The sequence below is a fragment of the Dietzia aurantiaca genome (genome assembly GCF_021033825.1).
Lineage (GTDB): Bacteria > Actinomycetota > Actinomycetes > Mycobacteriales > Mycobacteriaceae > Dietzia > Dietzia aurantiaca.
Genome location: NZ_JAIFXZ010000005.1, coordinates 29,749 through 43,666, shown reverse-complemented (window position 1 = coordinate 43,666; position 13,918 = coordinate 29,749). Strand labels below are relative to the sequence as shown.

Below are 13,918 nucleotides of genomic sequence, written 5' to 3'. Positions count from 1 at the left end.
CGCGGCTACCCGGTGGCCAGGGCGGCCACGGTGGTGTGGACCCGGCTCGTGTCGGCCTCGGTCCAGCCCTCGGGGCTCAGGATCGCCGCCCACATCTGCGCCGCGTCCGGACCGAACGTGTGGCCGTGTCCGGCCGGCACATCCGCGGAGAACACCATATCCAGTGTGACCTGCCAGAACGTCACGAAGGGGATCCACCGCACACCCGGATCGAGGTCCGGGCCGAGGGGCTCGCGCAGCCAATCCGGACGCTGGAGGACCAGGCTGGGCGACCACCAGGTGATGGGATCCGACGCGTGCTGCCAGTAGACGACCCGCGGTGTGGACCACGGGGCGCCGCCCAGGTCCAGGTCCGCGCCGGAGGCGGCGAAGCGTACATGCTCACCGTGATCGATCACCGGTAGTCGTTCCGGGGAGCCCGGGTCGCGATGCGCGGTGATGTGCGCCCACTGCGTCGAGAAGTTGGGTGTACCCACCCACAGTGCCCCGTCGGTGCGGGCGATCATATCCTGTGCTCCGCTGAACGCCGCCTGCCCGCCGAACGAGCCGAGACTCTCGCCGAACACCACCAGCTTCGGTCGATCGGACGCCGGGCGCTCGTTGATCGCCCGCTCCACCGCCTCGAACAGGGCCCGACCGGCGACCTGCGGCGACTCACGATCCGCCAGGAAGGACAGCGGGCTCGGGAGGAACGAGTACTGCATCGCGGCGATCGCCGAGTCCCCGCCGGCCGTGTACTCGAGCGCCGTGGCCACGCGGGCATTGACCCAGCCTCGCCCGGTCGTGGTGGCCACCGCCACGACCTCCCGGTCCAAACCGCCGGTGCGCTCGAGCTCGTCGACCACCAACGCGGCCGCCTCCTCGATGTCCGTGGTGGCCTGGTGTCCGGCATAGACCCGGATCGGGGTCACCGCCGGCCTACCCGTCACCTCGGCGATCTGCTCGGCGCTCGGGCCGCCCGCGACGAACGTGCGGCCCTCCCTGCCGAGGCTCTCCCAGGCCTGGAACGACGCCGGCGACCCCGAACGCTCGGGTATCGAGGGTTGGACGACACCCTCAGCCGTTCCCTGGTCGGCCGCCGCCGCAGACCTGTCGGCGGTGCTGATGATCCCCCTGTGGAGGACCCCGTTGATCGACACGGACGCGAGGACTCCGAGCAGGACCACGGCGAGGAGCCGGGCCACCCGGACGGGTACGAAGCGAGAGCCCAGGCGGGTGAGCGCGGCGGCGCCCCGGCGGAACGCCCGTGCGGCGGCGAGGATGGCGATGGCCACCACCACGGCGAGCGGGAGGATCAGCAGATAGTCGGCTCGATCGATACGCTCGACGCCGGCCAGGTCGCGGGTGATCTGTTGCCACCATGAGCCCAGGACGAGAAACGTCGGCACCGCGACCGCCGTGAGCACCGCGAGGGCCCACCAGCCGGCCCGTCGGACACGATCCGGTAGGCGCGGTGAGAAGCCGCACAGACGAACGATCCAGGCGACGAGGCAGCCGAGGCCGTATCCGGTGGCGAGGCTGATGCCGGTCGCTACGGCCTGGAGGAACCAGGCCCGCGGGAGCAATGAGGGCGTCATCGACCAGACGAAGAACAGCAGCGCCGACGTCAGGCCCGCGGGATGGAACGAGCTCGCGAATCCGCGGAGGCGAGCTGCGTGTGAGGTGGTGGCCATGGTGTGTCCCGCTCGTGAGGGGCCGCGGCGATGTCCCCGGCGCAGGTGGGCAGCGTATTACCGGTACGGGCAGCAGAGGAGGCGACGAGAGCGTCCGACCCTCAGCCGGTCGACGGCTTCGGGTGGGACGCTCTCGCGGCGGTCTGGTGAGGAGGCTCGAGAACGTCAGCTCTCCAGGTGCAGGCCCAGCTCACGCGCGGCCAGCGCCGCGTACTTCGAGGTCTGCTCGAATGCTGACTCGAGCGGGTTGACGTCGTTCATGTCGGCGATCTCGGCCCAACGCTCGGCCACGACCTCGGGGGTGCGGGCTCCGTCGGGTAGGTAGACGCCGCGCGACTCGACCATCTGGGAGACGGCGAACACGCCGGCGCCGGCGCCGAGGATCGTCTTGGTGGGGGCGTCGTCGCTGACCATGAACAGGGCACCGGGGGCGATGGTCTCCGGGCCCATGATGTCCAGCACGCGCTGCGGCAGCAGGTCCTCGGTCATCCGGGTGGCGGCGGTCGGGGCGATCGAATTGACCTTGATGTTCTTCTTGGCGCCCTCGATGGCGAGCACGTTCATCAGACCGACCAGACCGGACTTTGCGGCCGCGTAGTTGGACTGGCCGAAGTTGCCGTAGATGCCGGAGGTGGAGGTGGTCATGAGGATGCGGCCGTACCCGGCCTCGGCCATGTGCGGCCACACGGCCCTGGTGCAGTTGACCGAACCCATGAGGTGGACCTCGACGACCTTGCGGAAGTCGGCGGACTCCATCTTGGCGAAGGACTTGTCGCGCAGGATGCCCGCGTTGTTGATGAGGACGTCGATGCGGCCCCAGGTGTCCATGACGGTGGCGACCATCTGCTGGACGGCGGCCTCGTCAGTGATGTCGCTGCCGTCGACGATCGCCTCGCCGCCGGCGGCGGTGATCTCGTTGACGACCAGCTGGGCGGGGGAGGAGTCGCCGGCACCGCCGTGAACGTCGCCGCCGAGATCGTTGACGACGACCTTGGCGCCACGTTCGGCCAGGGCGAGGGCGTAGGCGCGGCCGAGGCCGCCGCCGGCACCGGTGATGATCGCGACGCGGTCGGTGAAGTCGATCGATGTCATGAAGTGCTCCTGTTCGGGTGGGTCGTCTGGTGTGGGTCGACGGTGACGAGCGGACGGTTCGCCATGTTGGCGGGGGGGTCAGCCCAGTTCGCCGCGGACGTAGGACTGGTAGGCGGGTAGATCGAGGAAGCCGTGGCCGGACAGGCCGATCACGATGGACGGGCCGGTGCCGGCCTCCCCGGTGTGCTCGCGGGCCTTGGCGAGCGCGCCGGCGATGGCGTGGGTCGACTCGGGCGCGGGCACGACGCCTTCCGCCTTGGCGAACTCGACGCCCGCCTCGAACGCAACGTTCTGCTCCACCGCCATCGAGTCGATCAGCCCCAGGTGCTTGACGTGGCTGACCAGCGGCGCCATGCCGTGGTAGCGCAGGCCACCGGAATGGATGGGGTCCGGCACGAAGTCCTGACCGAGGGTGTACATCTTCATCAGGGGCGTCAGCCCGGCCACATCGCCGTGGTCATAGCGGAACTCGCCCTCGGTGAGCGACGGGCAGGCGGAGGGCTCGACGGCGATGATCTCGGTCGTGGCCCCGGCCAGGTTCTCCCGGATGAAGGGGAACGCGAGGCCGGCCAGGTTGGAGCCGCCGCCGGCGCAACCGTAGATGTAGTCCGGCGCGCCCTCGCCGAACATCGCGAGCTGCTTGATGGCCTCCTCACCTATCACGGTCTGGTGCAGGCACACGTGATTGAGCACGGAGCCCAGCGAGTAGCGGGCCTCCGGGTCCCCGGCCGCGACCTCGACGGCCTCCGACACGGCCATACCGAGCGAACCCGGGGTCTCGGGGTCCTTGGCGAGCATGGCGCGCCCGGACTCGGTGAGATCTGACGGGCTCGGGTGTACCGAGGCACCGAAGGTCTCCATGAGCATGCGGCGGTACGGCTTGGACTCGAACGAGGCCTTGACCTGCCACACCTCGACCTCGATCCCGAAGGCCTGGCCGGCGAACGCGAGCGAGGCGCCCCACTGCCCGGCCCCGGTCTCCGTGGTGAGCTTGGTGATTCCCTCGGCGGCGTTGTAATAGGCCTGCGCGACAGCGGTGTTGGGCTTGTGCGAGCCGACCGGGCTCGTGCCCTCGTACTTGTAGTAGATCCGGGCGGACGTGCCCAGCGCCTTCTCGAGCCGGCGGGCCCGGATCAGCGGCGCGGGGCGCCACAGCCGGTAGATCTCCTGGACGGCCTCGGGGATCTCGACGTACCGCTCGCCGGTGACCTCCTGCTCGATGAGCGCCATGGGGAACAGTGGCGCGAGATCCTCCGGCCCCAACGGCTCCGTGGTACCGGGGTGCAGGTGGGGAGCCATCGGCTCCGGGAGATCCGCCTGGATGTTGTACCAGTGGGTCGGCATCTCGCTCTCGGGCAGAAGTGCCTTGACCAGCGAACCTGCGGAGGCGTCAGACGTCATGTGTGGTCCTCGGATGGAGTGGGAGGGGTGATCTACACCTCATCCTAAGAGGTCACGCCGCATCGGAACGTGGGGGATCCGCCCATCGAGGTATTCGGGCCCGGATCGCACGAAGCCGAACTGCTCGTACCACGGCTGCAGGTGCGCCTGTGCGCCGATCTCGACGGGCTGGCCGCCGCACAGGTCGAGTCCCATCCGGATGAGCCGCGCGGCCACGCCGCGGCCGCGCCATTGTGGAGCCGTACACACCCGGCCCAGATGCATGACCTCGCCGGTGCCGTAGATGCGCAGGGTGGCCGCGAGCTCCGACCGCTCCCGGCCGGGGACCCGCGCCAGCAGGTGAGTGGTCGCCGGATCCGCGTCAACCTCGTCGATCTCGGCATAGGGGCAGTCCTGCTCCGCCACGAAGACGTCCACGCGCAGCTTGTACAGCGCGTGGACGTCCAGCGGTTCCAGCTGGTCGAGCGCCGAGGCCGCTACCCGCAGCTCGGGAGTCTCGGCCGACGGTGGTGCCTCGCTCACTCGTCCTCGGACGGCTGGGGAGCCGATCCGGCGGCGGGGCCGGGTATCGGGCTTCCGGCAGCCGGTGAGGTGTCGGCCTGCTGATCGGCCGGGCCCTCCGGATCCGCCGCGTCGATCGACACGTCCTCCCCGGTCGCGGGCTCCGCGGGGTCGCCGGCGGCCTCGGCGGGCTGCGGTGCGGATCCGGCGGCGGGGCCGGGCGCAGCGCTGCCAGCCGCGGGGGACTGGGCGGGGGTCGGGGCCGGCGTGGGCGTGGGCGCAGCGGAGGGAGCACCCGGGTCGCGCAGGAAGTAGGCGGTCGCGCCCGCGATGGCGGCGCCGCCGGCGAGTCCGGCGATCCACAGCGGGGCGAATCGGCGCAGTGGGCTCCGCTTCTGCGGCGGCGCCGCCAGGACGGACGTCTTCTCGCGCAGCGTGTCGGCGTGCTGCTTGGCGTCCGCCGCCAGCTCGCCCAGGAGTTCGGCCTGCTCGGCGCGACGGTCCCGCACCACCTGGAGGCCCCGGCTGGCGCCGAAGAGGGCGAGGCCGACGGGACCCCGGGTGGCGGCCACCGCGGCCTCGCCGAGGAAACGGGGATCCTTCAGGTCGAATGCCTTACGTGCGGCGGTACCGGCCAGCTTCAGGTCCTTCTCGGCCTGCTTGACGGCCCGACGTTCGGCAGCGCGATCGCTTCGTTTGCTCATATGACGATGGTGGCACAGCAGTCCGACACCGACCACCAGTATCAGGAGGCGAAGGCCTGCTCACCGCGAACGTGGGGCTCTCATCGCGTCTCCGGCGGTGAGCGTCTGCGCTGCGTGGCAGGATGGGGAGCGTGAGCATCGCAACGCAGAAGGCAACCATCCGCACCAACCGTGGCGACATCGTCGTCGAGCTGTTCGGCAACCATGCCCCGGAGACCGTCGGCAACTTCGTCGGCCTGGCCGACGGGTCCAAGGAGTACGCGCAGGCCAACGCCAAGGGCGAGAAGACCGGTCCGTTCTACGACGGCTCGATCTTCCACCGCGTCATCTCCGGTTTCATGATCCAGGGCGGCGACCCGACCGGCACCGGCCGTGGCGGCCCGGGCTACCAGTTCAAGGACGAGTTCCACCCCGAGCTCCAGTTCAACGAGCCCTACCTGCTGGCCATGGCCAACGCCGGGCCGGGCACCAACGGTTCGCAGTTCTTCATCACCGTGGGCCAGACCCCGCACCTGAACAACCGTCACACCATCTTCGGCAAGGTCACCGACGACGCCTCGCGGAAGGTCGTCGACGAGATCGCGGCCACCCGCACGGGCGCGATGGACCGCCCGACCGAGGACGTCGTGATCGAGTCGATCGAGATCTCCTGACTGACCACCGCGGTCAGGCGGCGGCGCGGGAACCGGTTCGACCGGGCCCGCGCCGCCGTCGTATCCGCAGGGCCCTGCAGCACCCGAGCGACCGGACATCATGAGCACCCAGACCCGCCGCGGCGGCGCCATCGCACGCTTCTTCCGTCTCCAGCCCGTCACCGCGTGGCTGATCACCGCGAACCTCGCCGTCTATCTCGCGACCGTGGCCCAGTCGCGCAGCTTCATGAACAACCACCATTCGGCGTTGTTCGATGCCACCGCGCTCTTCCCGCCCGTGGTGGTGGTCCGGGACGAGTGGTGGCGGCTGCTCACCTCCGCGTTCCAGCACTTCGGGCCCATGCACCTGCTTCTGAACATGTACATGCTGTGGATCCTGGGCTACGGCATCGAGCGCAGTATCGGACATCTCCGGTTTCTGGCGCTCTACCTGATCTCGGCGATCGGTGGCTCCGTCGCCGTCCTACATTTCAGCCCGGTCGCCCTCACCGCGGGCGCGTCCGGCGCGATCTTCGGCCTCATGGGCGCCTACGCGATCGTCGCGATGTCCATGAAGCTGGACGTCAAGGGGGTCGCGGTCCTGCTGGCCCTCAACATCGGCATCAGCATCGTCGTCCCCGGGATCTCACTCGCTGCCCACCTCGGGGGTCTGGTCGTGGGCGCGATCGCCGCGCTGGCCCTGGTGGTTCTGCCCCGCCTGCTGCCCTCCCGCACCGGCCGTGCGGGGCGTGAGGTCGCCTCGTGGACCGGCTACCTCGTGGTGGCCGTGTTGCTGGGCGTCGTGGCGTGGTTCTCCGCACAGGCCCTGCTCTCCGAACTCGCGGGGGCCGCCCTGTCGGGCCTCTGACCCCTGGCGTCGACTCCGCGGCGTCGGCTCTCGTCACTCGTCGGTGGGTCGGCCGCGGAAACCGAGGCCGGTCAGGGTCTCCACCACATCCCGGGGATCCGTGCCCAGATCCAGACGAGTGAACACGTCGAGCTGCTCGCGCCCACGGTCATCCACATACTCCAGGCGCATGAGGTGCTGCCGCGCACCCCACCGGGCCACTCCCAGCGATCTCACCTCCACGACCTCCTCCCTGGGGACGAAGATCGTGCCGCTCAGCTTCCTGACCGCGAGCGAGCCGTCCACGACTTCCAGGCGGGGCCGACGCAGCAGCTGTGAGACCGCGGTGGGGATGAGAATCAGTGCGGCCAAGCCCGTGAGCAGGAGCGCAAGGGGATCCTGACGCAGGAGACCCACCAGCACCAAGCCGAAGCCGATAACGATCTGAACGCCCGGCCACAGCACGCCCGGAGACCACGATGCGACCTTCGGCCCGGCGTCTGACGCGTCTCCACCACTCATGCCGCCCATCCTCCCTTATCCACAGGCTCTATCCACACTGTGGATGAATAACACGGGTGGAGTTCGAGTGCTGTTCGACCAGACGAGCGTCCGACCTGCGGCGGGGTCGTCGTCGTCGCCCTTTTCTTGTAATCCACAGTGTGGAGGGAGTTATCCACAGCGTGTGAGGGCTGAGAAATTCGCAGGTCAACAGGCGGAACATCCACGTGAAGGCCTGTTGACCTGCATAAATGGTGGTAGGAGGTAAAAATGCAGGTCACCCCCCGCGTATCGCGGGGGGTGACCTGTGGATGAAGCTGTGGATAAAAAAGCGGGGCGTCAGCGCCAGTTCATCGTCATGAGCAGGCCCACAACCGCCAGACCGAAGCCGATCGCGAAGTTCTGCCACGTCTCCAGAGCCATCATGAACGGGATCTGCTCACCGGCGAGGTAGTAGACCACCAGCCACGCCAGGCCGATGATCATCAGTCCGAGCATCACGACGAGGTACCAGCGCGGCGTCGGCGAGCCCTTGACCTTGACGGGCGTGCGGCTGACGGCGGCCTCGGTGTACTCGGTCTTCGACCGTACCTTTGACTTGGGCATTTCAGTCCTCGAACTGCTGGGGGATGTCTGGCGATACCCTACCAAGCCGCGCCCGGGACGTTCACCTCATCGGGGCGCAGTACGCTGCATCTATGCGCATCCTCGTCGTCGACAACTACGACAGCTTCGTCTACAACCTCGTCCAGTACCTGGGGCAGTTGGGCGCGGCGTGTGAGGTGTGGAGGAACGACGACGAGAGATTCTCCGGCCCGGACGGAGTCAACGATCCGTCGGTCCTTCGGGACGTCGCGGTGCGGTTCGACGGCGTTCTGCTCAGCCCCGGGCCCGGCACGCCTGACCGCGCGGGCGTCACGATCCCGCTCATCGAAGTCAGTGGGCGGGCCGGAGTTCCCGTGCTCGGCGTCTGCCTGGGTCACCAGGCGATCGGCGCGGCCTTCGGCGCGACCGTCGACCGGGCCGCCGAGCTGATGCACGGCAAGACCAGCCAGGTCACCCATGACGATTCAGCTGTGCTCGCGGGGCTCCCCAGCCCGTTCACCGCCACTCGCTACCACTCGTTGACCGTCCTGCCGGAAACGCTTCCGGACGAGCTCATCGCCACGGCCTGGACGGAGTCGGGGTTGCTCATGGGTATGCGACACCGGGATCTGCCGATCCACGGCGTGCAGTTCCATCCGGAGTCGGTGATGAGCGACGGCGGCCACAGGATGCTCGCCAACTGGCTGGGGATATGTGGGGAGCGGCCGTCGGAGACGCTCGTGACGCGCCTCGAGGCCGAACTCGACCGCACCCGCGGCGCCGCCCTGGCCTGAGCTGCGCACCCCCGGCCGGCCCGGGCCGGGGCGAGCCGGGGCGAGCCGAGAGCGGCAGGCCACCGCCCATCCGTGCGGTGGGCGGGGCCGGCTCAGCCGGGCCCGGGGACCAGGCCGAAGCGGATGACGCGGACCACGACCTGGTCGTTCACGCCCGCCTCACCCACCGGGGGCTGCTGGGAGTAGATCTGGCCGACCCGGCCTAGATCGGGATCGTTCTGGGGAAGCTCCACCAGCTGGCCACGGCCGCCGCGCCATCCGGCCTGCTCGAGCTTGGCCAGCGCCTCGTCGACTCTGTCGCCGACGATATTCGGCATCTCGAACCGGTTGCCGGCGGACACCTGCACGGTGATGGTCGCGCCCTTGAGCTGGGTCTGGCCGGCCGAGGTCGACTGCTCGACGACCTGGCCCTCGGGGGCGGTGCCGTCGACGCGTCGGGTGTCCACCCGGAAGCCGGCGGACTCGAGAGTCGCCCTGGCGGTGTTCGCGTTCTGACCCACGACGTCGGGGACCTGCACCTCTTCCGGCCCAGACCCGACGGTCAGCCGGACGGGCCGGTCTGAGGGGACCTGCGAGCCCGGCGACGGGTCGGTGTCGACGACCTTGTCCTGGTCCTCGATCGTCGACGGCCGGGCCTCGTTCTCCGGAACCACCTGGAAGCCGGCCTCTTCGAGGGCCCGGCGGGCGTCGACCGGGGACATCCCCATGACGTTCGGCACGGACAGGATCGGCTTACCGGTGGACACCACCAGCGTGATCTCCGAGCCGACCGCCAGCCGCTTGCCGGCGATGGGATCCGACGAGATCACATGACCCACGGGGATCTGCGGATCGGTCTGTGGGATCTGTACCGGCTCCAGTCCGAGAGCGGTGAGCTCATCGACGACCTCCTCCACGGGCCGCTGTGCGACCTCGGGGATGGAGACCTCCTGTTGCTGACGCGAGAAACCCGGGCCTCCGTCGCCGGTCGCCCAGATCGACACCCCCGCGATCACGCCCAGGACGAGCAGTGCGGACAGCGCGATGATGACGGCGCGCGGACGCCTACTCTCCCCGTGCCCGGAGCCCCGGTTACCGGAGGAGGGCGCCGCGGTCGCCGCCGCCGCGACCCCGGCGCCGCCCGCCGCCGCGCCGCTACCGGTCGTCCCGCCGAGATCGTGCGCCTCGGTCAGGGCCTCGGACGGCGACGACCAGTCCGAACGCCCGGAACCGAAACCGGCACCGGTGAAGCCGTGCGGTGCGTCGGGCCGCTGGTCGTCGTCGAGGTCGTCGTCGGACAGGACCAGCGGCGCGGACGGTCGACCGCCCGACAGCACGGCGAGCAGATCCGAGCGCATCTCTCCGGCCGAGGCGTACCGGTTCTCCGGGTTCTTGGCCATCGCCTGCATGATCACCGCGTCGACGTATCGACTGACCTGCGGGTTCACCGAGGACGGCGGCTGGGGGGTCTCGCGCACGTGCTGGTAGGCCACGGCGACCGGGGACTCACCCGTGAAGGGCGGCTCGCCGGTCACCATCTCGTAGAGCACACAGCCCGCCGAGTACAGATCCGAGCGGGCGTCGACGGTTTCCCCGCGGGCCTGCTCCGGGCTCAGGTACTGGGCGGTGCCCAGGACCGAGGACGTCTTGGTGAGTGTCGAGGTGGCGTCGCTGACCGCGCGCGCGATCCCGAAGTCCATGACCTTCACCGCGCCGTCGCGGGAGATCATGATGTTCGCGGGCTTGACGTCCCGGTGGATGATGCCCTTCTTGTGCGAGAAGTCCAGCGCCCCGCAGACATCGGCCATGACGCCCAGGGATCGGTCGATGTCCATCGCGCCGTCCATCTTGACGATGTCCCGCAGGGTGTCGCCCTCGACGATCTCCATCACGATGTACGGCAGGGCGCCGTCGGCCGTCGGCTCCTCGCCCTGGTCGTAGATCGCGACGATCGAGGGATGGTTGAGCGACGCCGAATTCTGGGCCTCGCGCCGGAACCGCTGATAGAAGCTCTCGTCGCGGGCGAGCTCGGGTCGCATGATCTTCACGGCGACGTCCCGGCCGAGGACGGTGTCGCGGCCGCGGCGGACCTCGGACATGCCGCCGAAGCCGAGGGCGTCACCGATCTCGTAGCGCCCGGCGAGGATCGAAGGAGTGGTCATCCGCGCTCTCCTCCGCCTTGTCCGCCTGCGCCCGGAACGCTCTGTCCCTGCTGGCCCTGACCCTGCTGGCCCTGTCCCTGACCGGGCTGCGGCACCAGCGAGTTGAACTCCGAGGTGATCGAGTCGAGCATGTCGTTCAGGTCCGGTGGCGCCGGCACGTCGGAGGTCGTCGGGCTCGGCTCGGGCGTCGGCGAGGGTGACGGCGTGGGTGTGGGCTGCTGGGTGGGTTCCTGCGTGGTGGTGACGGTGACCGGCGGGGACGTCGGCGTGGTGGGGGTGGTGGTGGAGCCACCGAACAGTCCGCCCGGGCCGAAGACGCCCGCGCTGGACAGGGCGACCACCGCGGCGACGGCGATAGCCGCCACCAGGAGGAACACGACGAGGAACCAGCCCACGCACCCGCTGTTCGACTGGCGCTTCGGCGCCCGGGTGGTGGCCGGCGGCGCGGCGGCCCGCTGCGTGGACGTCTGTGCGGCCCCGGGGCGGGCGCCCGCCTGCGGTGGACGCTGCCCCCGGGCGGTGCCGGGATAGCCGGCGGCCCCGGGCTGCATCTGCGTGAACTGCCGGGTGGGCGTGGGCCCCTGCTGCTGAGTCGGCGGGTGGCCGCCCGGGCCGTCGGGTAGGACGGTGGTCGCCGCGGTGTCGCCGGCCAGGTACCCGGCGGCCGCGCCCGCGGCACCCGCGGCCCCGGCAACACCTGCCGCGGTGATGAACGCACTCGCCGGCCTGGGGTCCCGGCCGGCCCGCACGTCGGAGATGGCGTCGGCGAAGGCACCGCCGTCAGGATAACGGCGGGCGGGGTCCTTGGCCATGGCCTCGGCGAGGACCCGGCGGACGGGTTCGGGCACGGAGTCCGGCAACGGCTCGGGGGTGTCGCGGACGTGCATCATCGCGATGGTCACAGGGGAATCGGCCACGAACGGCCGCCGCCCGGCCAGGCATTCGTAGCCCACCACCCCGAGTGAGTACACGTCGCCGGCCGGGGAGGTGTGGTGGCCCATCGCCTGCTCGGGCGAGATGTACTGGGCCGTGCCCACGACCATGCCGGTCTGGGTGACGGCCGAGGCGCCCATCGACTTGGCGATCCCGAAGTCGGTGAGTTTCACCTGCCCGGCCGGCGTGATGAGGATGTTGCCGGGCTTGACGTCGCGATGGACCAGGCCGATCGCGTGCGCGGCGTTGAGGGCCCGGCCGGTCTGCTCGAGCATGTCCAGGGTGTGCCGCAGCGGCAGCCTGCCCTCGCGGGCCAACACGTCCGACAGCGGCTCGCCCACGACGAGCTCCATGACCAGGTAGGACAGCGGGCTGCCGGAGGCGGGGTCCTCGACCTGGCCGTAGTCGTAGACCGTCGCGATCCCCGGATGCGAGATCCGCGCCGTGACCTTGGCCTCGGAGCGGAACCGTTCCACGAACTCGGGGTCGGAGGAGAACTCGGGCTTGAGGATCTTCACCGCGACCCGCCGGTCGAGTACGGCGTCGTCGGCTTCCCACACCTGGCCCATGCCGCCGGTGGCGATCAGCCGCAGTAGTCGATAGCGGCTTGACAGCACCGCACCGGAGTTCAAGCTCACGGCGTACCCCCCATCAACGCGCCCAGGACCTCGCGACCGATGGGTGCGGCGTAGGTCGCGCCGACAGTGTCGCGGGTGATGCCCGGGCCCGACTCGAGCGCCACCGCGACGGCGATGTCCTGCCCGGGCACGAACGCGATGTACCAGGTGTAGGGGATCGACTCGGAGGAGTCGGCGCCGTGCTCGGCGGTGCCGGTCTTGGAGGCGATGGGGACCCCGGGCAGCCCGCCGCCGGCGTGTGCCTCGGCGCCCACCATCAGCTCGGTCATGGTGGCGGCCTGCTCGTCGGTGAGGGCGCGGCCGGCGTCGCGGGGGGTGAAGCCCTCGATCACCGACAGGTCTGGCGCGGTGAGGGCCTTGATGAGCTGCGGCTGCATCCGCACGCCACCGTTGGAGACGGTCGCGGCGACCATCGCGTTCTGCAGGGTCGTCATGCGGACGTCGCTCTGCCCGATGGAGCTCATCGCCAACTGGGCGGCGTCTTCCATCTCGCCGAGACCGGACGGCGCGACGGGGAGTCCGAAGTTCTCGGGAGCGGTGCCGTCGACGCCGAATCGGGCGGACATGTCGGTGAAGGCCTCGTCGCCGATGTCCTGGCTGAGCTCGACGAACGGCACATTGCAGGACAGCTCGAACGCGGTGCGCAGGGTGACGGTCCCGCCGCCGCAGGTCTGGCCCGCGTAGTTCTGCAGGTAGGTGGAGGTGCCGGGGAGCAGGGTGCGGTCGGCACCGGAGACCGGGGTCTCGGGGCCGATGCCCTGCTCGAGGGCGGCGGCGGTGGTGATGACCTTCATGGTCGAGCCGGGCGGGAGCGACTGCTGGGTGGCGTGGTTGAGCAGCGGACGATCGGGGCTCTCCTCGATACGCTGCATGGCGTCCGTGCGCACGGCCTGGTCCTGGCTGGACAGCTCGCCTGGGTCGTAGGACGGGCTCGAGACCAGGGACAGCACCTCGCCGGTCGAGGGCCGCACGGCGGCGACCGAGCCGACGAAGGGCCCCTGCCCGGCGCCTCGCTGGAGGGCCTGGAAGGCGACCTCCTGGGCCGCTGGGTCGAGGGTCAGTTCGACGTTGCCGCCCTGCGGGGTGCGGCCGGAGATGAGCCCGGTGATGCGCTGGGACAACAGCCGCGGGTCGGAGCCGTTGAGGAACGCGTCCTGGGAATGCTCGATACCGGCGGTGGCGTACTGCAGCGAGTAGTAGCCGACCGTGGGCCCGAACGAGTACGGGGCGGTGGGGTAGGTGCGCTCGAACTCGAAGCGCCCCTCCGAGGGCAGCGACATGGCCAGCACGCGCCCGCCCGCGGTGATCTGCCCCCGCTGCCGCGAGTACTCGTCGAGGAGCATGCGCGTGTTGCGGGAGTCGGCGCGCAGTTCGTCGGCACGGAAGACCTGCACCCAGGTGAGCTGGAGGAGAAGCGCCACGACCATGACCATGGCGGCGACGGCAACTCTGCGGATAGCGGTGTTCATACGGCGC

At 70.1% G+C, this 13,918-nt stretch carries 13 protein-coding genes; 3 read left to right on the top strand and 10 right to left on the bottom strand.

Annotated features, from left to right (window positions below; all coding sequences use genetic code 11):
- Nucleotides 1-5 precede the first annotated feature (5 nt).
- The 5 genes from K3888_RS07525 to K3888_RS07505 all read right to left on the bottom strand — a co-directional run bounded on the left by K3888_RS07525 (nucleotide 6) and on the right by K3888_RS07505 (nucleotide 5,371).
- Nucleotides 6-1,673, bottom strand: coding sequence for an alpha/beta hydrolase (locus K3888_RS07525; RefSeq protein ID WP_230929638.1), 1,668 nt, complete (start codon nucleotides 1,671-1,673; stop codon nucleotides 6-8).
- Nucleotides 1,674-1,838: 165 nt separating this feature from the next.
- Nucleotides 1,839-2,765 (bottom strand): SDR family oxidoreductase, encoded by a 927-nt coding sequence (locus K3888_RS07520; RefSeq protein WP_230929637.1) that lies wholly within the window; start codon nucleotides 2,763-2,765, stop codon nucleotides 1,839-1,841.
- Between the two features lie 78 nt (nucleotides 2,766-2,843).
- Nucleotides 2,844-4,166: a TrpB-like pyridoxal phosphate-dependent enzyme gene (locus K3888_RS07515; RefSeq protein ID WP_230929636.1), complete on the bottom strand. Its 1,323-nt coding sequence runs from the start codon at nucleotides 4,164-4,166 to the stop codon at nucleotides 2,844-2,846.
- Nucleotides 4,167-4,205: 39 nt separating this feature from the next.
- Nucleotides 4,206-4,688, bottom strand: coding sequence for a GNAT family N-acetyltransferase (locus tag K3888_RS07510; protein ID WP_230929635.1), 483 nt, complete (start codon nucleotides 4,686-4,688; stop codon nucleotides 4,206-4,208).
- Nucleotides 4,685-5,371: a hypothetical protein gene (locus K3888_RS07505; RefSeq protein ID WP_230929634.1), complete on the bottom strand. Its 687-nt coding sequence runs from the start codon at nucleotides 5,369-5,371 to the stop codon at nucleotides 4,685-4,687. The genes K3888_RS07510 and K3888_RS07505 overlap by 4 nt, the downstream gene beginning before the upstream one ends.
- A gap of 122 nt (nucleotides 5,372-5,493) precedes the next feature.
- Between K3888_RS07505 and K3888_RS07500 the strand changes: the two genes are divergently transcribed.
- Entirely contained in the window at nucleotides 5,494-6,024 is a 531-nt protein-coding gene (locus K3888_RS07500) for a peptidylprolyl isomerase (protein ID WP_230929633.1), read from the top strand.
- Between the two features lie 100 nt (nucleotides 6,025-6,124).
- A complete protein-coding gene (locus K3888_RS07495) occupies nucleotides 6,125-6,871 on the top strand; it encodes a rhomboid family intramembrane serine protease (protein WP_230929632.1) in 747 nt (248 codons plus the stop codon).
- A gap of 33 nt (nucleotides 6,872-6,904) precedes the next feature.
- On the opposite strand, the gene K3888_RS07490 is transcribed toward K3888_RS07495, so the two are convergent.
- Nucleotides 6,905-7,372, bottom strand: coding sequence for a PH domain-containing protein (locus tag K3888_RS07490; RefSeq protein ID WP_230929631.1), 468 nt, complete (start codon nucleotides 7,370-7,372; stop codon nucleotides 6,905-6,907).
- 318 nt (nucleotides 7,373-7,690) lie between these two features.
- On the bottom strand, nucleotides 7,691-7,957 hold the full coding sequence (gene crgA, locus K3888_RS07485) for a cell division protein CrgA (RefSeq protein ID WP_230929630.1): 267 nt from the start codon (nucleotides 7,955-7,957) through the stop codon (nucleotides 7,691-7,693).
- A 92-nt stretch (nucleotides 7,958-8,049) separates the two neighbouring features.
- Between crgA and K3888_RS07480 the strand changes: the two genes are divergently transcribed.
- A complete protein-coding gene (locus K3888_RS07480; RefSeq protein WP_230929629.1) occupies nucleotides 8,050-8,730 on the top strand; it encodes an aminodeoxychorismate/anthranilate synthase component II in 681 nt (226 codons plus the stop codon).
- Between the two features lie 92 nt (nucleotides 8,731-8,822).
- Here the strand turns inward: K3888_RS07480 and pknB are convergent, their stop codons facing one another.
- The 3 genes from pknB to K3888_RS07465 are packed head-to-tail and all read right to left on the bottom strand — an operon-like array spanning nucleotide 8,823 to nucleotide 13,911.
- Nucleotides 8,823-10,871 carry a Stk1 family PASTA domain-containing Ser/Thr kinase gene (gene pknB, locus K3888_RS07475; RefSeq protein WP_230929628.1) on the bottom strand — a complete coding sequence of 683 codons (2,049 nt, stop codon included), beginning with the start codon at nucleotides 10,869-10,871 and terminating at the stop codon, nucleotides 8,823-8,825.
- Nucleotides 10,868-12,442 (bottom strand): serine/threonine-protein kinase, encoded by a 1,575-nt coding sequence (locus K3888_RS07470; protein ID WP_230929627.1) that lies wholly within the window; start codon nucleotides 12,440-12,442, stop codon nucleotides 10,868-10,870. Before K3888_RS07470 ends, pknB begins: the two co-directional genes overlap by 4 nt.
- Nucleotides 12,439-13,911 (bottom strand): penicillin-binding transpeptidase domain-containing protein, encoded by a 1,473-nt coding sequence (locus K3888_RS07465; RefSeq protein WP_230929626.1) that lies wholly within the window; start codon nucleotides 13,909-13,911, stop codon nucleotides 12,439-12,441. The genes K3888_RS07470 and K3888_RS07465 overlap by 4 nt, the downstream gene beginning before the upstream one ends.
- Nucleotides 13,912-13,918 lie beyond the last annotated feature (7 nt).

Coding starts and splice junctions, on each gene's coding strand:
- crgA (WP_230929630.1), bottom strand. CDS start 7,957: ATGCCCAAGTCAAAGGTACGGTCGAAGACCGAGTACACCGAGGCCGCC.
- K3888_RS07495 (WP_230929632.1), top strand. CDS start 6,125: ATGAGCACCCAGACCCGCCGCGGCGGCGCCATCGCACGCTTCTTCCGT.
- K3888_RS07505 (WP_230929634.1), bottom strand. CDS start 5,371: ATGAGCAAACGAAGCGATCGCGCTGCCGAACGTCGGGCCGTCAAGCAG.
- K3888_RS07515 (WP_230929636.1), bottom strand. CDS start 4,166: ATGACGTCTGACGCCTCCGCAGGTTCGCTGGTCAAGGCACTTCTGCCC.
- K3888_RS07465 (WP_230929626.1), bottom strand. CDS start 13,911: ATGAACACCGCTATCCGCAGAGTTGCCGTCGCCGCCATGGTCATGGTC.
- K3888_RS07520 (WP_230929637.1), bottom strand. CDS start 2,765: ATGACATCGATCGACTTCACCGACCGCGTCGCGATCATCACCGGTGCC.
- K3888_RS07500 (WP_230929633.1), top strand. CDS start 5,494: ATGGGGAGCGTGAGCATCGCAACGCAGAAGGCAACCATCCGCACCAAC.
- K3888_RS07480 (WP_230929629.1), top strand. CDS start 8,050: ATGCGCATCCTCGTCGTCGACAACTACGACAGCTTCGTCTACAACCTC.
- K3888_RS07525 (WP_230929638.1), bottom strand. CDS start 1,673: ATGGCCACCACCTCACACGCAGCTCGCCTCCGCGGATTCGCGAGCTCG.
- pknB (WP_230929628.1), bottom strand. CDS start 10,871: ATGACCACTCCTTCGATCCTCGCCGGGCGCTACGAGATCGGTGACGCC.
- K3888_RS07490 (WP_230929631.1), bottom strand. CDS start 7,372: ATGAGTGGTGGAGACGCGTCAGACGCCGGGCCGAAGGTCGCATCGTGG.